Raw genomic sequence first — 18,657 nt, 5'->3', positions numbered from 1 at the left:
GGTAGTTGGCCGGTTTGGCCTCTAGGCATTCATAAAGCGCGTCACCGACTCGCCGAGTATCGGCAAGGGGTGACGCGCTATATGGATTAGATACCTAAGCCTACTTTGGGCTTGCTGCCGATTCGACCTTGAGGTCACCGGAGATGATCTGTGCCTTCAGGGCTTCGATCTCCTTCTTGGTGTCGTCCCCGATAGTCGAGTCGAAATCGTGGAACGGTGCCAGTGCGACACCTTCGTTTTCCAAGGTGCCTACGTATGGAGTGGCGTCGAACTTGTCTTCGGAGTCAGCCTTGATGACATCTTCAACAGCCTTGTCCATGGTCTTGACGACCGAGGTCAGCATGTAGTCCTTGTAGTCAGGTGCGGTCAAGTAGCCATCGGAGTCAACCCAGATGAGCTTGGTCTTGTCGCCGCCCTTGTTAGCGTCAGCTACTGCAGCGCCAGCGCCCTTACCTACTGGACCGGCAACAGGCATGATCACGTCTGCACCAGCAGAGATGAAGTTCTTGGTGATCTGCTTGCCCTTATCCTGCTTTTCGAAATCGCCGGAGAAGGTACCGTTCTGCTTCTTCTTGTCCCAGCCAAGCAGCTTGACGTTCTTGCCCTTGTCTTCGTTGAACTTGGCAACGCCATCAGCAAAGCCGTCCATGAAGATGGTGACGGTAGGGATCTGCATGCCACCGAAGGTAGCAACGGTGCCGGTCTCGGAAGCCGCAGCAGCAGCGTAGCCAGCTAGGTATGCTGCCTGAGCCGTGTTGTAAATAATTGGCTTGACGTTCTTGATTGGCTTCTCGTACTGGTTATCGACGATAGCGAAGTGCGAGTCTGGGTTCTTTGCCGCAGCATCTGCGGTCGCATCTGCCAGCAAGAAGCCCACGGTGACAGTCAGGTCGCACTTGGCGCTCATCATGCCGTTGAGGTTGGTGGAGAAGTCAGCGTTGGACTTCGACTCGGCCTTCTTCACCTTGATGCCCAGGTCCTTTTCGGCCTGCATCAAACCACGGTAAGAAGACTCGTTGAAGGACTGGTCATCGAATCCACCGGAGTCAGAAACAATACAACCGGTGTAGTCTGCGTTTGCGCCAGCTGAGCTGGACTCTTCCGGTGCAGCGCCGCAGGCGCTCAAAGCCAATGCCGAGATGCCGAGCATGGCCGCAGCCATACCGGTCTTGCGCGATACGAAGCGCATCTGTTCCTCCAAAGTTGGTGCGAGATCGTGTGGGAAAGTAGACACCAGCCACTCGTGCCGGTTAGCAGCATGCTAAGCCTCACGCGAGCACCCCAAATGCCGTAGCATTCCCATCGTTTCCATAGCCTATCGGAGATATGTCACAGGTAAAGACGATAAAGATTACAAACATATAACTAAGTGGCTTCAAAACGGCAAGCGCTTAACGTCAACGCCCAAGTCACCAAAAGAATTCACTAACTGTCAAAGAGTTGTTAAAAAGTTTTGAACCGACTGTGACCAACGTACTACTTAGCGTTAGCCTCTCGGACGGCCTGAACGGCAGCCGCAGTCATGATACGCACGCCTACACCAATGCATGATTCATCAGGAACGTAGTCCCCACGATGCAGGTCATAGGTCTTCCCGCCAGGAGTTCGAGTACCTAGGCGCAACATCGCTCCAGGAACCTTCTGGGTCATCCAGGCAAAATCTTCCCCGCCCATGGACTGCGGGGTCAGTTCAATGGCTTCAGCACCAAATTCTCGGCGTGCAGCTTCTTCAATCAGGGCGGTTTCCGCTGGGGTGTTAACTACCGGTGGAACACCACGGGTGTGCTGCAACTTGATTTCCACGCCGTACGGCGCAGCTACCTGACGCACAGCGTTGTCCAACAGCTCGCCAGCTTCGTACCAAATGTCCCCGTCCAAGCAGCGCATGGTGCCGGCCAAGTAGCCGGTGGCAGGAATGGCGTTTGGTGCGCTGCCTGCGTGGATCTGTCCCCACACCACAGAAACTGCTGAACGCACGTCGACCTTGCGCCCCAGCACCGCTGGGACCTGGGTGGCGATCTGGCTCATGGCAAAAACGATGTCTTCGGTCAGATGTGGACGCGAGGTATGCCCGCCGCGGCCGTTAACCTCAATACGAATGGTGTCGCTGGCCGAAGTGATGGCACCGATACGGGTGCCAATGTGGCCAGCATCGATCCTCGGGTCGCAGTGCAAAGCAAGCACACGAGGAACTTCGTCAAGCAATCCTTGTTCAATCACCGACAAGGCACCACCAGGAAGTTTCTCCTCGGCCGGCTGGAAGATCACCCGGACACGTCCGTTGAGCAATCCTTGGTCGTTCAGCTTGCCCAGGGACAGGGCAACGCCGAGCATTACGGTGGTGTGAATGTCGTGCCCGCATGCGTGGGCCACTCCCTCAATGAGCGAGGCGTAGTCAAGATTGGTTTCTTCAACCACGGGTAGCGCATCAATATCTGCGCGGAAGGCAATGCGGATTGGACCTTCGCCGATGTCGACAAAAGCTCCCGTTGCTTCCATTTTTTGCGGGTTGAGCCCGGCAGCGCTCAGCGCTTCAATGATCCGGGCTGTTGTTTGGTGCTCCGCGAACGACAGCTCCGGGTTCCGATGCAATTCACGCCGAAAGTCGATCAGCTGATCGTTTATCGGCACGGTGAAGGTGGCGACGGAGGCAACATTGTCATATTCATTCACGGTGGACACCATTCGAACATACTCGTCCAACAGCCGCAGATAACATTTCTTCGTAATGTTTGGCCACAACGCGAAACAGTTTAGGCATAAGAAAAGGTGGCGCCCACCGGTTTCCCGATGGACGCCACCACAGTTTGTGAGACTAGCTTTCGCGAATTAGTTCCGCACAGCGCTCACCGATCATCATCACTGTGATGTTCGGATTCACGGTCACTAACTCCGGCATGACCGAAGCATCTGCGACGCGCAGGCCGGTAACACCCTTAACCTTCAGCTGCGGATCAAGCGGGCTGAGTTCATCATCGGTGGCACCCATCCGCACGGTGCCAGCCGGGTGGTACACGGTGTTGTGGGTGCGCTTGATGTAGTCGAAGATTTCCTCATCGCTCTGTGCAGCCTTGCCCGGGAACTGCTCTTCCCCGGCCCACTGCCCCATGGCCGACTGCTCAACGATTTCACGTGCCTTACGGATACCGGCAATCATCACCCTGGCATCATGACCCTGCTCATCGGTGAAGTACCGCGGATCCACCTTCGGCTTGTCACGGAAGTCGCAGCTGCGTAGACGCACAGTGCCACGAGACTTCGCGTGAGTAACGTTCGGGGTCAGACAGAAGGTGTTGTCCCCGGTGGGGTAGCCCTGACGCAGGGTGTGCATATCAAATGGCACCGAACCGTAGTGCATCATCAAATCCGGACGATCCAGACCTTCTTCGGTTGGGGTGAAAATACCAATCTCCCACCACTGGGTGGAGGTTTCAGGCATCGGCTTTTTCGCTTCCCACTGGATGACGCCTTCAGGGTGATCCTGTAGGTGCTCGCCCACGCCCGGTGCATCAACCAATACCTCAACACCCACGGACTTCAGATGCTCGGCTGGGCCAATGCCCGAGAGCATCAGCAGCTTAGGCGAATCGATGGCGCCGGCGCTGAGCACCACTTCACGGCGGGCCGTTAAGGTGACAGTGCGACCAAAAGCTCCGTTGGCTACGTCCACGCCGGTGCACTTTTTGTCCTGATCAAAGTTCAGCTTCTTGGCCTGCAACCCGGTGAGCACCGTGAAGTTTTTGCGCTCCAAGATGGGGTGGATGTAGGAGACCGAGGAGGAAGAACGGGTTCCATCAGTACGTCGGTTGATCTGGAAGAAGTTCGCTCCGTTGAGTACCGTCTGGTTGTTGTTGAACTTTGCCCGGGGAATCCCGGCCTGTTCACAGGCGTCAAGCAAAGCCACACCGCAAGGGTCATTAGCTGGAACGTTCATCAGCTTCACCGGACCGCTGTCACCATGGTGTGGTGCGTCGGGGCCCGCATCCTCGTTGGTTTCCAGCTGCTTGTAGAGCCGATAGGCCATGGCAGAATTCCAGCCGGTAGCCCCGTGCTTGCTCTCCCACTCGTCGATATCTTCGCGTGGTGCCCAGAAGGCAATGCACGAGTTGTGGCTCGAACAGCCACCCATCACCTTGGCGCGGGCATGGCGCATAAAAGAGTTGCCGTTTTCCTGTTCCTCGATCGGGTAATCCCAGTCCAGGCCGGATTCCAGAAGCTCCATCCAGCGATCCAGCTGGAGCACTTCGTCGTAGTTGCGATCATCGGGGCCAGCTTCAACCAGGGCCACTTCTACGTTGGGGTCCTCGCTCAAACGGGCTGCTACTGCCGAGCCGGCCGAGCCGCCACCAATGACGATGTAGTCAAATTCTTGCTTCATTTGGGATGCTCCTTACTTAAACCAACCGGTGACCTGTGGTGCCAGGTTCTGGTAAATATGTTTTGCTTCCTGGTACTCGCCCAGACCGGTCGGGCCGAGCTCGCGGCCTACACCGGACTGGCCAAAGCCGCCCCACTCTGCCTGTGGCAGGTATGGGTGGAAATCGTTGATCCAAATGGTGCCGTGACGCAGGCGTGCGGCGATGCGCTGAGTCTTTGAAGCATCCTGGCTCCACACCGCACCGGCAAGACCGTAGTCGGTGTCATTGGCGATCTGCACTGCTTCGTCTTCGGTGCTGAAGGTTTCCACGGTCACTACCGGACCAAAGGCTTCATCAACCACCACGGACATGCCGCGCTGAACCTGGTCCAAAACGGTTGGCAGGTAGAAGCTGCCTGCTTCTAGCCCTGCGCCGTCCTCGGCCGTAGCTCGGCGTCCACCACAGCGCACCCGCACACCCTCGGCGATGCCGGCCTGCACGTAGGCTTCCACCTTGGCCAGGTGGTCTTCGGAAATCAGCGCACCGGTTTCCGCCTGCTCATCAAAGGGTCCACCAAGCTTGATGTTTTTGGTACGACGCACCAGCTCATCAACAAACTTTTCGGCGATCGACTCTTCAACCACCAGTCGAGCACCGGCGGAGCAAACCTGGCCTGAGTGCACAAACGCTGCGTTCAGCGCGTTGTCAACGGCGGCATCAAAATCTGCATCAGCAAAGATGACATTCGGGTTTTTGCCACCCAGTTCCAGTGCCACCTTCTTCACCGTGCCAGCGGCGGCTGCAGCCACCTTGCGACCGGTGACCAGACCGCCGGTGAAGGAGACCAGGTCTACATCATGGTGTTCGGAGAGGATCGCACCGGCCTGCGCACCGGTACCGGTGACCAGGTTGGCTACACCCTTAGGTAGGCCCAGCTCGTCGAGGATTTCCATCATCAAGATCGCGGTGGACGGGCTCAGCTCAGCTGGCTTGAGCACAAAGGAGCACCCTGCGGCGATGGCCGGCGCAATTTTCCAAGCGGCCTGAAGCAGCGGGTAGTTCCACGGGGTAATCATCGCGGCCACGCCCACTGGTTCGTAGGTGATGCGGCTGAGAATATTGGCATCCCCAGCATCCACCAGACGTCCGGCGTCGTTTCCGGCGAGCTTGCCGAAGTAGCGGAAGCTGTTGGTGATGTCGTCCATATCAATTTCGGATTCGACCAGTCGCTTGCCGGTATCCAGGGTTTCGGCCAGCGCAAATTCGTCCTTGCGTTCAACCAAACGATCGGCGACCTTCAGCAGGAAGTCTCCACGTTCACCGGCCGGGACCTGGGACCAGATGCCTGAGTCAAATGAAGCACGAGCGGCAGCGATGGCGCGCTCGGAGTCCTCTTGGGTAGCCTCGGAGACCGTGGCTACCTCGATACCGTTGGCCGGGCACTTGATGGTGCGGGTGGCACCGCTAGCGGCCGACTGGAATTCACCGTTGATAAATAGGGTGGCGCCACTGTGTAGGCGCGGATTTTCATTGCGTGGAAAACTCATGCTTCCTCTTTCGGTGTCGTTTCAAAATCTGATTCCCAGTGGGTTTTGGATACCCCACTGGCGTTGATCTGGCTCGGGGCGGCAAGTTCGGTCTGCGCTTCGAGGAACACCAGGTGCGCTTCATACTGATCAAGCACATCGCAGATCAGTTGCTCCTTGGTCAGACCCATCAGGTCATAACCGTGGCTACCTTCCTGAGAGAAAACTTCGACGCGGAAGTAATCGTTTTTGCCCGAGGAAACTCGCGCGAAGCTTGGCACCTGCAGCTGCACCGGATAGATCTGGTACTTAAACGGACGTTCTTCTCCGTTGGCGACCACCAGGTCCAGCGAATCCAATCCCAGGTGCTCCACCTGTTCGATTTCCAAGCTGACCTTGGCCCCACGAACGGTGAATTCCTCGCTGACTTCCTGCAGGGCAGGCAATGCGGTCTCGTTCAGGAACCGGGTAGTTGAACGTCGACCCGGATAGGTCATCGCGCGGGTCATGCGCTGCTTCCAATTGCGTCGATCCGAATTTGATCCCATGCGGCTGGTGAGCACCTTGTGCATGTTGTTCTGGTAGCTGTCCGCCAGTGCGGTTTCCATGCGCAGGGACTTAAAGAGCCCCAGCATGATCAGCACCAAAACAAAGGAGAAGGGCAATCCCATAATCACCGTGGCGCCCTGCAAGGTGGGCACCCCGTCAACAAAGAGCATGCCCAAGGTCAGTAGGCCGGTGGCCAACGACCAGAACAGTCGTACCGGCTTGGAGCCGTCGGCCTGTGGGTCTTTGAGATGCGAGGTGAAGTTGGCCATCACCAGGGCACCGGAGTCGGCACTGGTGACGTAGAACAGCAGACCGGTGAAGGTTGCGATCGCCGCGGTCACCGGGGCAAAAGGCATCTGTTCCAGCAGCGAATAGAACGCACGCTCGGGGGTATTCATCGCCACCTCACCAAAGGCGGTATTGCCCGAACGGACCAGTTCCAGTGCGCTATTGCCGAAGATCGAGATCCACAGCAAGATGAACGCAAAAGGAATCACCAACACGGCGATGACAAACTGGCGGATGGTGCGCCCGCGCGAAATGCGTGCCAAGAACAGTCCCACAAATGGGGCCCAAGCGATCCACCAGGCCCAGAAGAACAGCGTCCAACCATTCAGCCATTCATCCGGACGGTCATAGGCGAAGGTATCTAGCGCCATGGAGGGGAACATGGCGATGCTGTCGCCGATGTTGTTCACGATGCCGTCGAACAGGTACGCGGTGGAACCGGTGATCAGCACAAAGAGCATCAGCGCAATGCACAGCACCACGTTCAGTTCGGAGAGTCGGCGGATACCCTTTTCCACACCGGTCAGTACCGAGACGGTGGCCATAATGACCGCAATGACGATCAGGATGATCTGCCAGGAGCGGTTCTCCGGGATGCCGAACATAAAGTTCAGCCCGTAGTTCAGCTGCGCCACACCAATACCTAGGGAGGTGGCGATACCAAAAATGGTGCCGAGCATGGCGGCGATATCTACGGTGTGCCCGATCCAGCCCTCGGTGCGCTTACCCAAAATCGGGTACAGCGCCGAGCGGATGGAAAGTGGAAGGTTGTGCCGGTAGGCGAAGTAGCCCAGCGCTAGGCCGATCAGCGCGTACAGTCCCCAGCCGAGTAGGCCGTAGTGGAATAGCGTCCAGGCCATCGCCTGTCGTGCCGCTTCTACGGTCGATCCTTCAATGGCCGGCGGAGCCAGATATTGGGTGACCGGTTCGGAGACCGAGAAGAACATCAGATCGATGCCGATGCCGGCAGCAAAAAGCATGGCCGCCCAGGTGAACATGTTGAAGGTGGGGCGCGAATGATCCGGCCCCAGACGGGTTTTGCCCACCTTGGAAATTGCGATACCCACAACAAAAACGAGTACCGAGACCACAATCAGGGTGTAGTACCAGCCGAAGTTTTTGCCAATCCAGTTCACCGTGGTGGTAATAACGGCGCTTGCTGATTCGCGGTCGAGCATCGCCCACAGGGCAATGGCCAGCACCAGTAGTGCCGAGCCGTAAAACACCACCTTGTTGATTCTTGTTTTCTCCGCTGGCGGTGGCGAACCAGGCGGAGAATTGCTTTCGGACTTGGACAACTCATCGTTCATCTTGGCCGTAGTCATGTCTTCCAACCTATCAACGCGCCCACGTCTTTTGGCGGTCAATTTGGCTTTACCCCTACAGACCGCCGCATAAAACGTGAGGTCAGGTCAGCATATTAAATCCCAGTTGGGAGATAATTCATAATTACGTCAAAAATGACAAAGCCGAGACATACAACGGTTTTTGTTGTACATCTCGGCTTGGCCCAACAGTTTTTTCGCCAGCGCGTGCGCTCTAGAGCACCTCGGTGGCTCCGTCGGCCTTTAGAGCCTCCACGGTCTGTTTGACCTTCTGCGCGTGCTCCTTGGTAGTTACCAGCAGCGCGTCGGCGGTATCCACGACCACCACGTCTTCGATGCCGACCAGCGCGATGACTCGCGGACGATCCGAGTAGACCACGCCAGTGGCGTTATCGGCATACACACGGACCTGCTTGTCTCCGAGGTTGATAATGCCCTCTTCGGCACTGGCCTTGTTCAAGCGGCCGATCGCGGCAAAGTCACCTACGTCGTCCCAGTTAAAGACGCCAGGGATCACTGCCACATCTCCTGCGGCGGCTGCGGGTTCGGCCACGGCATAGTCGATGGCGATCTTTGGCAGATCGGGCCAGACTTCACGCATGACCTCGTCGCGTGCTTCGGTTTCCCAGGCATCTGCGATTTTCATTAGTCCGGCGTGCAGCGCAGGTTCATTGGCTTCAAGGTGCTCAAGCATCAGGCTCACCGGGGCGACAAACATGCCTGCGTTCCAGAAGAATCCACCCGAGGCCAGATACTTGCGTGCGGTATCCTCGTCCGGCTTCTCCACAAACTCCACCACACCACGAGCGGTGGGCGCGTTAGGGATATCCAGCAGCTGCCCAGTGCGGATGTAACCGAAGGCGGTGGATGGATGAGTCGGATGGATGCCGATGGTCACGATCTTGCCGGTGGCCGCGGTATGAATGGCTTCGCTCAATGCCTCTTGGAACACCTGAACCGGCTCAATGACCTGGTCCGCGGCAAAAGAACCCATGATGATGTTCGGATCGCGGCGGTACAAGATGGCTGCGGCCAGCCCGATCGCTGCCGCGGAGTCGCGCGGCTCTGGCTCAAGCACCAGATCCTCGTCGCACAGTTCTGGCAGCTGACTGACTACCGCTCCACGGTGGGCACGACCAGTGACCACCATAATGCGTTCACCGGCCAGCGGGACCAGGCGGTCATAGGTGGCACGAATCAGCGTCGATCCGGAGCCTGTCAGATCGTGCAAAAACTTGGGAGCCGAAGCCCTGGACAGCGGCCACAATCGGGTACCAACACCGCCGGCGGGGATCACGCCGTGGAATCTGGCTAATAGGTCTGCATTCACGCATTCCAGACTAATTCATCCGGTGGATAATTCCGTCCATTGACATCTTTCATTGCGCGGAAATACGAACGGTAAGTATGCGGTAATAAGCCCGAAATATCAGCCACTGGGCGCTTTTTTCGTGCTATTCGGTGAACATGCTCACAGGAACTCGACACGAAATAGATTGCAGTGTGCCATGTGGTTTAGACTCGCACAAGGAACGCTCGCACAAGTGCGTCAAATCTCATTGTGTGCAATATACACATGCGCCGTTGCGAGCCTTGGAGGTTAAGTTCAGTGTCGAAGACTTCGTCAGGCACCCTTTACCGCGGCCATGAAGGCATGTGGTCCTGGGTGGGACACCGAGTCACCGGTGTCGCTATTTTTCTTTATTTGCTGGTGCACGTACTCGACACGGCGATGGTCCGCGTTGATGCTAACGCCTACAACGCCATCATCAGCACCTACCAGACTCCGTGGATGGCTTTTGGTGAAGTCGGTCTGGTTGCAGCAATCCTTTTCCACGCGTTCAACGGTCTGCGTCTTATCCTGGTGGACTTCTGGAAGCAGGGTACTAAGTACCAGCGCCAGATGCTCTGGGGTGTTTTGATCCTCTGGGTTATCGTCTTCGCAGCTTTCGCAATCCGTCACCTGTCGATCGCTTTGGGAGGCCACTAAGCCATGAGCGTTTCTATTCCTGCTCCCCGCAGCCAGCGCATTGATCCTAAGTACAAGCGCGGACCGAAGTCGCACGGCAGCTTCGAGAAGCTGGCATGGCTGTTCATGCGCCTCTCCGGCGTAGTACTGATCGTGTTGATCTTCGGCCACCTGTTCACCAACCTCATGGTCGGCGAAGGCATTTCCGGCATCGGCTTCGGCTTTGTTGCTGGCAAGTGGGCTTCACCGCTGTGGCAGTTCTGGGACCTGGCACTATTGTGGCTAGCCATGCTGCACGGCGCCAACGGAGTGCGCACCGTCATCAACGACTACGCAGAAAAGCACGCAACCCGCGCTTGGCTCAAGGGCATTCTGTACGTCGCAACAATCTTCATCATCGTGCTGGGCTCCCTGGTGATCTTCACCTTTGATCCTTGTGTCACTGGCAGCCAGCTACAGCAGTGCCTGTAACTCCTCGTTTCAGCCGATAGCAAGATAGATTTTTAGAAAAGAGAGCATCAAGAATGCAGGTACATAAGTACGACGTAGTCATCGTCGGTGCCGGTGGTGCAGGTATGCGCGCAGCGATCGAATCCGGTCAGCGTGCACGCACCGCAGTGCTAACCAAGCTTTACCCAACCCGCTCGCACACCGGTGCAGCCCAGGGTGGTATGTGTGCAGCACTTGCCAACGTCGAAGAAGACAACTGGGAATGGCACACCTTCGACACCGTTAAGGGTGGCGACTACCTGGTTGACCAGGACGCAGCAGAGGTTATGGCTAAGGAAGCCATCGACGCCGTGCTCGACCTGGAAAAGATGGGCTTGCCCTTCAACCGAACCCCAGAAGGCAAGATTGACCAGCGTCGCTTCGGTGGCCACACTCGCGACCACGGCAAAGCCGCCGTGCGCCGCGCTTGCTACGCAGCAGACCGCACCGGTCACATGATTCTGCAGACCCTGTACCAAAACTGCGTCAAGCACAACGTTGAGTTCTACAACGAGTTCTACGTCCTTGACCTGTTGACCGTTGAAGAAGATGCTTACCGCGAGGACGGCACCGCCTACAAGCAGAAGCGTGTTGCTGGCGTTGTCTCCTACGACCTGGCTACCGGCGAACTGCACGTGTTCCAGGCAAAGTCGATCATCTTCGCAACCGGTGGTGCCGGCAAAGTCTTCAAGACCACCTCCAACGCACACACCCTGACCGGTGACGGCATGGGCATCGCCTTCCGCAAGGGTCTTCCACTGGAAGACATGGAGTTTGTTCAGTTCCACCCAACCGGCTTGGCCGGCCTGGGCATCCTGCTCTCCGAAGCTGCTCGTGGCGAAGGCGCAATCCTGCGTAACTCCGACGGTGAGCGCTTCATGGAGCGTTACGCTCCAACCATCAAAGACTTGGCACCACGAGACATCGTGGCCCGTTCGATGGCCAACGAAGTGCGCGAAGGCCGCGGTTGCGGTCCTAACAAGGACTACGTCCTTCTGGACCTAACCCACCTGGAACCAGCACACATCGATGCCAAGCTTCCAGACATCACCGAGTTCGCTCGTACCTACCTGGGTGTAGAACCATACACCGAGCCAGTACCAGTGTTCCCAACCGCCCACTACGTCATGGGTGGCATGCCAACCAACATCGACGCAGAGGTACTGCAGGACAACAACACCGTTGTTCCAGGCCTGTACGCTGCCGGTGAGGTTGCTTGTGTATCGGTCCACGGATCGAACCGTCTGGGCACCAACTCGCTGTTGGACATCAACGTCTTTGGTAAGCGCGCCGGCATCTCGGCCGCTGAATACGCCAAGACCGCTGAATTTGTTGAACTGCCTGAAAACCCAGAGGTATTTGTTACCGAGCAGCTCTCGGCCCTGTTGGATTCCAACGGCACCGAGCGCGTATCGGAATTGCGCACCATCTTGCAGGAGACCATGGACGCTAACGTCCAGGTATTCCGCGATGAGAACACCCTGAAGGAAGCCCGTGGCGTTGTTGAAGAACTGCGCACCCGCTACAAGAACATCGGCATCCAGGATAAGGGCAAGCGCTTTAACCTGGATCTGCTCGAAGCTGTAGAACTCGGCTTCCTGCTGGACTTGGCCGAGGTCATGATCGTCGCTGCCCTTCACCGCAAGGAATCCCGCGGCGGTCACTACCGCGAGGACTTCCCGAACCGTGATGATGAGAACTTCATGAAGCACTCGATGTCCTTCCGCGACGCCGACGCTATCACCGAAGACATCCGGGGTATCCGCATGGAAACCAAGCCGGTCATCTTTACCCGTTACCAGCCAATGGAGCGTAAGTACTAATGAGCACCGAACTGCCAGAACCCCCATCAAAAATTGAGCTGAAGCCTGGTGTTGGTGGCGGCGGAGAAATCCCTAGCTTCGACATCACCCTGCGCGTTCGCCGCTTCCTTCCAGAAGCTACCGCGGATGCTTACTGGGAAGACTTCAAGCTGACCATGTACGGCACCGACCGTGTGCTCGACGCACTGCACAAGGTCAAGTGGGAGCACGACGGCTCGCTGTCCTTCCGCCGCTCCTGCGCGCACGGTGTGTGTGGCTCCGATGCTATGCGCATCAACGGCCGTAACCGCCTGGCCTGCAAGACCCTGCTCAAGGACCTTGACACCTCCAAGCCGATCACCGTTGAAGCCATCAAGGGCCTGCCCCTTGAAAAGGACCTCATCGTCGACATGGAACCGTTCTTCCAGTCCTACCGCGAGATCATGCCATTCTTGATCTCCAAGGGCCACGAACCAACCAAGGAACGCTACCAGTCCGCTGAGGACCACGCGAAGTTCGATGACACCACCAAGTGCATCCTGTGCGCCGCGTGCACCAGCTCCTGCCCAGTGTTCTGGACCGACGGTCAGTACTTCGGCCCAGCTGCGATCGTAAACGCACACCGCTTCATCTTCGACTCCCGCGATGATGCAGGCGACATGCGTCTGGAGATCCTGAACGACAAGGAAGGTGTGTGGCGTTGCCGCACCACCTTCAACTGCTCCGAAGCATGCCCACGTGGCATCCAGGTAACCAAGGCTATCGCCGAGGTTAAGCAGGCAATTCTCTCGCGCACCGTCTAAGACCGCGCTGAAAAGCCCGGACCAATTCCCTGTGGATTTGGTCCGGGCTTTTTGCATCCCTTTAGTTCCTTAGGCATCTATGACAAGCTGGTCCCACCGACTAAGGAGCACACATGACTAGCAAAGAACCGCAGTCAACTACACAGGCCGGCATTAAGGCAGTCAGCGATCGCAATTCGCTCACCGTGGGCGCCGACGGCCCGATCGTCCTACACGACCACCAGCTCATTGAGACCCTGCAGCACTTCAACCGGATGAATGTGCCCGAACGTCGCCCACATGCCAAGGGCTCCGGCGCCTTCGGAGTATTTGAGACCACCGAAGATCTCACCGCCTACACCAAGGCAGCCCTATTCCAACCCGGGGTCAAAACCGACATGCTTGCCCGCTTCTCCACCGTCGCCGGTGAGCTCGGCTCCCCCGACACCTGGCGCGACGTGCGCGGTTTTGCGCTGAAGTTCTACACCACCGAGGGCAACTTTGATTTGGTCGGCAACAACACCCCGGTATTCTTTGTCCGCGACCCGATGAAGTTCCCACACTTCATCCGCTCGCAAAAGCGCTTGCCCGATTCCGGGCTGCGTGACGGCACCATGCAGTGGGACTTCTGGACGCAAAACCCAGAATCCGCTCATCAGGTCGCCTATCTGATGGGTGAACGTGGTCTGCCCAAAACCTGGCGCGAGATGAACGGCTACGGATCGCACACCTACATGTGGGTCAACGCGGACGGCGAAAAGTTCTGGGTCAAGTACCATTTCCTCAACCAGCAGTCGCAACATTTTGAAACCATCAGCGGGGATAAGGCAGAAGAACTGGCCGGCGCGGACGCCGATCACCACCGACGCGACCTCTTTGATGCGATCGCCAACGGTCAATTCCCCAAGTGGGATCTGTACGTGCAGATCATGGAGTACGAACAGGCCAAAACCTACCGGATCAACCCTTTCGACCTGACCAAGGTCTGGCCTAAAAAGGACTTCCCACGCATCAAAGTGGGCACCATGACGCTGAACCGCAACCCGGAGAACTTCTTCGCGCAGATCGAACAGGCGGCCTTCTCCCCCGGCAATATGGTCCCTGGCATGGGCGTCAGCCCGGATAAGATGCTGCTGGGACGCACCTTCGCCTACGCGGACGCGCAGCGTTATCGCATCGGCACCAATTTCCAACAGCTGCCGGTGAACAAGCCGCAGTGCCCGGTGCACTCGTACAATTTTGAAGGCAATATGACCTTCGAACACACCGGGGACCGAACCGTGTACGCTCCAAACTCCTTTGGTGACTCGTGGAGCGATGAAACCGGGCCGGTGGACAACGGGTTTGAATCCGACGGAGATCTTCTGCGTGCGGCCTACACACTGCGCGAAGACGACGACGATTTCTCCCAGCCGGGCATCCTCGTGCGTGAGGTCTTCAACGATTCCCAACGCGCCGAACTGGTCACCACCGTGACCGGTGCGTTGGACGGTGTTAAGGAGCCGGTATTATCCAACGCCATCGAGTACTGGAAAAATATCGATGCCGACACCGGCGCCAAGATCGAAGCTAACGTGCGCGCCAAGTAGTGGCATGAGAAAACGCCAGCGAAGGCTGGCGTTTTTTCATGTCCTTAGGCACCCAGGGAAATTTCCTCGCTCAAATTCCACGTTGCACCCCGGGTGTCAAAAAGCTGCACCGTGGTGACCTCGAAGCTCAGCTCGACATCCTGCAAGGCAGCCTGCGCAGCGTCCAAATCAGCGGCCGGCACATTCTGTGCGATCGTCAGGTGCGGGTGATAGGCAAAGTCAGACTCGTGGCGCAATTGATCACCCAAAAGCGCTCGATGCAGGTCCCAGCACTCATCCGCGCCGGATTCCAATGGTAAAAACACCACTTCGCTGGCCGGGCGGAAGGTCCGCGCCGAGCCTAGGCTCAGCGTGAATGGCGATACTCCACCGGCCACCTGACGCACCTGCTCGGCGGCCTGCTCCCATGAATGCAGGTACGAGCCCGAGACCAAGGTGATATGTGGGGCGATGACCTCGGTCGCCGCTCCCCCGAATTCCCGGCGCCAGGCACGTAAAGTCTCCCGGTGCGGTTGTGGCACCGGGATCACTACGCCCAGGGTGTAAACCATCTGATTCCTAGATACCCAACGGCGGCAGGAAGCCGACCTTCTGGTACACGTCGGCCACGGTCTTCGAGGCGACTTCGCGGGCCTTGGTGGCACCGGCGAGCAGCAGGCGATCAAGCTCCGCAGGATCATCAAGCAGCTCTAGGGTGCGGGTGCGGACCGGGGTCAGCGCTTCCACCACGGCCTCGGCCACGGCCACCTTGAGGTGACCGTACATCTTGCCCTCAAACTCGTTGACCAGTTCCGGAACGTGCTTGCCGGTCACGGCGGCCAGGATATCAAGCAGGTTGGATACCCCAGGCTTTTCGGCCTTGTCATAAGCCACCACGGACCCGGCATCGGTGACCGCGGACTTGATGCGCTTGGCGATCAGCTTCGGTTCGTCGAGCACGTTGATCAGGCCAGCGGGCGACTCAGCCGACTTGGACATCTTGGACGTCGGGTTCTGTAGGTCATAAATGCGTGCGCCCTCTTTGGGAATGAAGGCCTCGGGCACGGTGAAGGTCTCACCAAATCGGTGGTTAAAGCGCTTGGCCAAGTCGCGAGCCAGTTCCACGTGCTGACGCTGGTCATCACCCACCGGCACACCCTGTGGCTGGTAGAGCAAAATGTCCGCCGCCATCAGGATCGGGTAGGTGAACAGGCCCACGCTGGCGGCATCCGCGCCACCCTTGGCTGACTTGTCCTTAAACTGGGTCATCCGGCTGGCTTCGCCGAAGCCGGTGATGCAGTTGAGCACCCAGGCCAGCTGTGCGTGCTCGGGCACCTGGGACTGGACAAACAAGGTGGACTTGTCCAGGTCAATGCCGCCAGCGATGTACTGGGCAGCGGTCACCCGGGTGCGAGTGCGCATCGCTTGTGGATCCTGCGGCGTGGTGATCGCGTGCATGTCCGGAATGAAGAAAAACGCCTCGTACTCGTCCTGGGCCTTAACCCAGTTGACCAGTGCGCCCAAGTAGTTGCCTAGGTGCAGCGAATCGGCCGATGGCTGCATGCCCGAGAGGACGCGAGAACGGTTGGTGTTCATTGTGGTTCCTTAGAACTGGTAGTCGACGACCAGCGGTGAGTGGTCGGAGAAGCGCAAATCGTAGGCCGAGGCACGGTCTACGTGGGACTTGATGGCCTTGTCGGCAAGGGCGGGGGTGGCCATATGGTAGTCGATACGCCAACCTGCGTCGTTGTCGAAGGCCTGCCCACGGAAGGACCACCAGGTGTACGGTCCCTGCACGTCGCCGGCCAGCTCGCGGGCCACGTCCTTGTAGCCCGTCTCACCGAAGAAGCCGTCAAAGTAGGCGATCTCCTCGTCCATCACACCGGCGCGCTTATTGTGGTTCGGCTTCCAGTTTTTGATGTCCTTTTCGGTGTGCACGACGTTCAGATCGCCCACCACCAGAACATGGTCCTTCTCATTTTTCAGCTCGACTAGGCGCACGTTCATGCGCTGCAAAAAGCGGTACTTATCTTCCTGCTTTTGCGTGCCCAGTTCGCCGGAGTGCACATAGGCGGAGACGACGGTGAAGATCTCGCCGTTGACCTCGAAGTCTGCTTCGACCCAACGGCCGGATTCTGCGAAGTACTCCTCGCCGATGTTTTCGCGCACGGCAACCGGTTGAAGGCGCGAGAGCACAGCCACGCCAGCGCGGCCCTTGTCCTTGGCTTCGGCGTGCAAAATGTGCCAGCCCTCGCCGATCAGATCGCGCAGGACTTGATCCGGTGCGCGCACTTCTTGCAGGCAGAGGATGTCCACGTCGCGGGCGGCAATCCAGTCGGCCATATTGCGCTTATAGGCGGCGCGAATGCCGTTAACGTTGACCGACGCTACGCGTAGTGCGCCGGCGTCCTTGCTCAGAATTTCCACGCTGGTAGGTATCACCTAACCAGCTTACAAAATTCTGCGACCAATTACGCGTTGATCACCTCTGAGCCTTCGCAACCGAGCTTAAACACGAAGGGCAACGCGTGTGCGTTGCCCCAAAGTGTTAGTCGATTATTTCGCCGTCCATCGGCTTGGCCGGCTTGATCATGTCCCGCGCATTGGCGGCGGTCATCTGGATTGTCTCCAGTGCCCGATCGATCATCGCCTCGGACTCAGGGCTCTTGGCCGCTCGCTGTTCGGAGACCACGCGGGCCTGGACCTGGACGATCTTGAACGAGTGGTCCAGCTTCATATCGCGCTGGCTGGTGGACTCATCAACCACCACGGTGCCGGCCTGGGCTCGCGGGGTGGCCGCGGCGGTGGCTTCACGCAAGGAGGTGTTGATCCGATCGGCCCCACGCTTGAGGCCGAACATCATGAAGGCGGCCAGCAGCAGCCAGCCAGCGGAAATCACGACAACAAACCAGCCGACGATCTCGTTGGAGTTGGCGGCGAAGACCACTGCCACCAGAAGGACGATGACCATGACGGCCATTGCCAGAGTTGATGCGTTCAGGGAGATCTTCTTGCCCTGCTTCGCGCTGCTGCCTAGAGGTTCCATGCCTCCAATTCTCGCACCATCACCCCGCTTCTAGCCAATTTCAACCCTGCCCTTTCGCCCACAGCGTGGCTAGCCGAACAAGCTGTGCAGGTCCTGCCCGGACAGGCTCGCGCGAATCAGCAGGTAGCCGGCGATGCCCACCACCCAGCCGAAGGTTTCCTGCGCGTAGGCCGCGGCCTTGGAGCCCATCTTCTGCATCCAGGCTTCGATCCGCGGCCCGGCCAGCGCACGCGCGCCCACCAGCGCCAGGGCGGGCACGATCATCACCAGGCAGTAGCCGATGAGCGCGAGCAGCTGCACGCTGGTGCCCCACCCGGCGCCCTGCATCACCCCGACGGCCGCCAGGTAGGGAAGCATGGTGGGCAGTTCCAGCAGTCCGGCGACCAACGCCAGCACCACCAGCCCGATGCGGGTTTCCAGTGCGGTGCCCAGGCGTCCGCGCAGCCGCTTCGGCACCTGATCGGTGGCCTCCGTTGCTTCTGCGGCGTGGGCTGCGGATCCCCCGCCGCTATGCAGCCCGCCGCTATGCGCGGCGGCTTTCTTCCGCGCGCTGTCAGCCTTCTGCGCGTCGGTGCGGTAGGCCAGCGCCCAGATGATCATCAGCGCGCCAACCGCCATGCCCGCCAGCCGGAAGAACCGGTGCTCGAAGATGCTGGGGTCGATGAGCAGCAGCCCGCTGCGCAGCAGCACCCCGATGACCCAGTAGAAGCCGGCGATGACCATGAGGTAGGCCAGCACCTTGGCGATGGCCTCGCGGCGCCCGCGCAGCAGCAGCCACAGCGGGATGACCAGGGTGCCGATGCTGGTCGAGTCGATCAGCGCCAGGATGACCAGGGAAAGTTCGGGATTGCTCGTGATGATATCCATGGTTTCCACTCTTCCGTGCCTTGCCGCAATGCGGTATCGGCCAGTGGTCTGCGCTTTCTCCTCCTTAAGGGGGATACCCGGCGGGCAG

The 18,657-nt window shown here is 58.4% G+C and carries 16 protein-coding genes; 5 read left to right on the top strand and 11 right to left on the bottom strand.

The features are described from left to right. Positions 1-100 precede the first annotated feature (100 nt). The 6 genes from AC1Z3F_RS01015 to AC1Z3F_RS00990 form a co-directional block, all read right to left on the bottom strand. On the bottom strand, positions 101-1,189 hold the full coding sequence (locus AC1Z3F_RS01015; protein ID WP_131090205.1) for a BMP family lipoprotein: 1,089 nt from the start codon (positions 1,187-1,189) through the stop codon (positions 101-103). A gap of 287 nt (positions 1,190-1,476) precedes the next feature. Further along, on the bottom strand, positions 1,477-2,685 hold the full coding sequence (locus AC1Z3F_RS01010; RefSeq protein ID WP_444612842.1) for an amidohydrolase: 1,209 nt from the start codon (positions 2,683-2,685) through the stop codon (positions 1,477-1,479). Positions 2,686-2,815: 130 nt separating this feature from the next. Next, positions 2,816-4,378: a GMC family oxidoreductase gene (locus AC1Z3F_RS01005; RefSeq protein ID WP_131090207.1), complete on the bottom strand. Its 1,563-nt coding sequence runs from the start codon at positions 4,376-4,378 to the stop codon at positions 2,816-2,818. Positions 4,379-4,390: 12 nt separating this feature from the next. Next, complete coding sequence (locus AC1Z3F_RS01000; protein WP_483566356.1) at positions 4,391-5,905, bottom strand: aldehyde dehydrogenase family protein; 1,515 nt, start codon at positions 5,903-5,905, stop codon at positions 4,391-4,393. Beyond that, on the bottom strand, positions 5,902-8,046 hold the full coding sequence (betT, locus tag AC1Z3F_RS00995) for a choline BCCT transporter BetT (protein ID WP_483566355.1): 2,145 nt from the start codon (positions 8,044-8,046) through the stop codon (positions 5,902-5,904). Before betT ends, AC1Z3F_RS01000 begins: the two co-directional genes overlap by 4 nt. Positions 8,047-8,260: 214 nt before the next feature. Next, positions 8,261-9,376 carry a mannose-1-phosphate guanylyltransferase gene (locus AC1Z3F_RS00990; RefSeq protein ID WP_131090210.1) on the bottom strand — a complete coding sequence of 372 codons (1,116 nt, stop codon included), beginning with the start codon at positions 9,374-9,376 and terminating at the stop codon, positions 8,261-8,263. 279 nt (positions 9,377-9,655) lie between these two features. Between AC1Z3F_RS00990 and sdhC the strand changes: the two genes are divergently transcribed. The 5 genes from sdhC to AC1Z3F_RS00965 all read left to right on the top strand — a co-directional run bounded on the left by sdhC (position 9,656) and on the right by AC1Z3F_RS00965 (position 14,677). Further along, on the top strand, positions 9,656-10,036 hold the full coding sequence (gene sdhC, locus AC1Z3F_RS00985) for a succinate dehydrogenase, cytochrome b556 subunit (RefSeq protein ID WP_131090211.1): 381 nt from the start codon (positions 9,656-9,658) through the stop codon (positions 10,034-10,036). Positions 10,037-10,039: 3 nt separating this feature from the next. Next, positions 10,040-10,486, top strand: coding sequence for a succinate dehydrogenase hydrophobic membrane anchor subunit (locus AC1Z3F_RS00980; RefSeq protein ID WP_131090212.1), 447 nt, complete (start codon positions 10,040-10,042; stop codon positions 10,484-10,486). 53 nt (positions 10,487-10,539) lie between these two features. Beyond that, positions 10,540-12,327, top strand: a complete 1,788-nt coding sequence (sdhA, locus tag AC1Z3F_RS00975; RefSeq protein WP_131090213.1) for a succinate dehydrogenase flavoprotein subunit — start codon at positions 10,540-10,542, stop codon at positions 12,325-12,327. Next, entirely contained in the window at positions 12,327-13,109 is a 783-nt protein-coding gene (locus tag AC1Z3F_RS00970) for a succinate dehydrogenase iron-sulfur subunit (protein WP_131090214.1), read from the top strand. The genes sdhA and AC1Z3F_RS00970 overlap by 1 nt, the downstream gene beginning before the upstream one ends. A gap of 113 nt (positions 13,110-13,222) precedes the next feature. Continuing rightward, positions 13,223-14,677, top strand: a complete 1,455-nt coding sequence (locus AC1Z3F_RS00965) for a catalase (protein ID WP_483566354.1) — start codon at positions 13,223-13,225, stop codon at positions 14,675-14,677. A gap of 44 nt (positions 14,678-14,721) precedes the next feature. Here the strand turns inward: AC1Z3F_RS00965 and AC1Z3F_RS00960 are convergent, their stop codons facing one another. The 5 genes from AC1Z3F_RS00960 to AC1Z3F_RS00940 form a co-directional block, all read right to left on the bottom strand. Continuing rightward, entirely contained in the window at positions 14,722-15,228 is a 507-nt protein-coding gene (locus tag AC1Z3F_RS00960; protein ID WP_483566353.1) for a 2'-5' RNA ligase family protein, read from the bottom strand. Between the two features lie 7 nt (positions 15,229-15,235). Next, complete coding sequence (gene trpS / locus AC1Z3F_RS00955) at positions 15,236-16,252, bottom strand: tryptophan--tRNA ligase (protein WP_483566352.1); 1,017 nt, start codon at positions 16,250-16,252, stop codon at positions 15,236-15,238. 9 nt (positions 16,253-16,261) lie between these two features. Beyond that, positions 16,262-17,074 (bottom strand): exodeoxyribonuclease III, encoded by an 813-nt coding sequence (locus AC1Z3F_RS00950; RefSeq protein ID WP_483566926.1) that lies wholly within the window; start codon positions 17,072-17,074, stop codon positions 16,262-16,264. Positions 17,075-17,204: 130 nt separating this feature from the next. After that, the gene (locus AC1Z3F_RS00945) at positions 17,205-17,702 is read right to left on the bottom strand and encodes a hypothetical protein (RefSeq protein WP_483566351.1); all 498 of its coding nucleotides are present in this window, start codon (positions 17,700-17,702) and stop codon (positions 17,205-17,207) included. Between the two features lie 69 nt (positions 17,703-17,771). Continuing rightward, positions 17,772-18,569 carry a GAP family protein gene (locus AC1Z3F_RS00940; RefSeq protein WP_483566350.1) on the bottom strand — a complete coding sequence of 266 codons (798 nt, stop codon included), beginning with the start codon at positions 18,567-18,569 and terminating at the stop codon, positions 17,772-17,774. Positions 18,570-18,657: the final 88 nt, after the last annotated feature.

It is taken from the genome of Glutamicibacter sp. MOO4 (assembly GCF_056934395.1).
Note: the sequence above shows the minus strand (reverse complement) of the source record. Positions and strands in the feature narration are given on the sequence as shown.

What these genes read in the sequence shown, in the direction of transcription:
- AC1Z3F_RS01015 (WP_131090205.1), bottom strand. Translation starts at nt 1,189, where the DNA reads ATGCGCTTCGTATCGCGCAAGACCGGTATGGCTGCGGCCATGCTCGGC.
- AC1Z3F_RS01010 (WP_444612842.1), bottom strand. Translation starts at nt 2,685, where the DNA reads ATGGTGTCCACCGTGAATGAATATGACAATGTTGCCTCCGTCGCCACC.
- AC1Z3F_RS01005 (WP_131090207.1), bottom strand. Translation starts at nt 4,378, where the DNA reads ATGAAGCAAGAATTTGACTACATCGTCATTGGTGGCGGCTCGGCCGGC.
- AC1Z3F_RS01000 (WP_483566356.1), bottom strand. Translation starts at nt 5,905, where the DNA reads ATGAGTTTTCCACGCAATGAAAATCCGCGCCTACACAGTGGCGCCACC.
- betT (WP_483566355.1), bottom strand. Translation starts at nt 8,046, where the DNA reads ATGACTACGGCCAAGATGAACGATGAGTTGTCCAAGTCCGAAAGCAAT.
- AC1Z3F_RS00980 (WP_131090212.1), top strand. Translation starts at nt 10,040, where the DNA reads ATGAGCGTTTCTATTCCTGCTCCCCGCAGCCAGCGCATTGATCCTAAG.
- sdhA (WP_131090213.1), top strand. Translation starts at nt 10,540, where the DNA reads ATGCAGGTACATAAGTACGACGTAGTCATCGTCGGTGCCGGTGGTGCA.
- AC1Z3F_RS00970 (WP_131090214.1), top strand. Translation starts at nt 12,327, where the DNA reads ATGAGCACCGAACTGCCAGAACCCCCATCAAAAATTGAGCTGAAGCCT.
- AC1Z3F_RS00965 (WP_483566354.1), top strand. Translation starts at nt 13,223, where the DNA reads ATGACTAGCAAAGAACCGCAGTCAACTACACAGGCCGGCATTAAGGCA.
- AC1Z3F_RS00960 (WP_483566353.1), bottom strand. Translation starts at nt 15,228, where the DNA reads ATGGTTTACACCCTGGGCGTAGTGATCCCGGTGCCACAACCGCACCGG.
- trpS (WP_483566352.1), bottom strand. Translation starts at nt 16,252, where the DNA reads ATGAACACCAACCGTTCTCGCGTCCTCTCGGGCATGCAGCCATCGGCC.
- AC1Z3F_RS00945 (WP_483566351.1), bottom strand. Translation starts at nt 17,702, where the DNA reads ATGGAACCTCTAGGCAGCAGCGCGAAGCAGGGCAAGAAGATCTCCCTG.
- AC1Z3F_RS00940 (WP_483566350.1), bottom strand. Translation starts at nt 18,569, where the DNA reads ATGGATATCATCACGAGCAATCCCGAACTTTCCCTGGTCATCCTGGCG.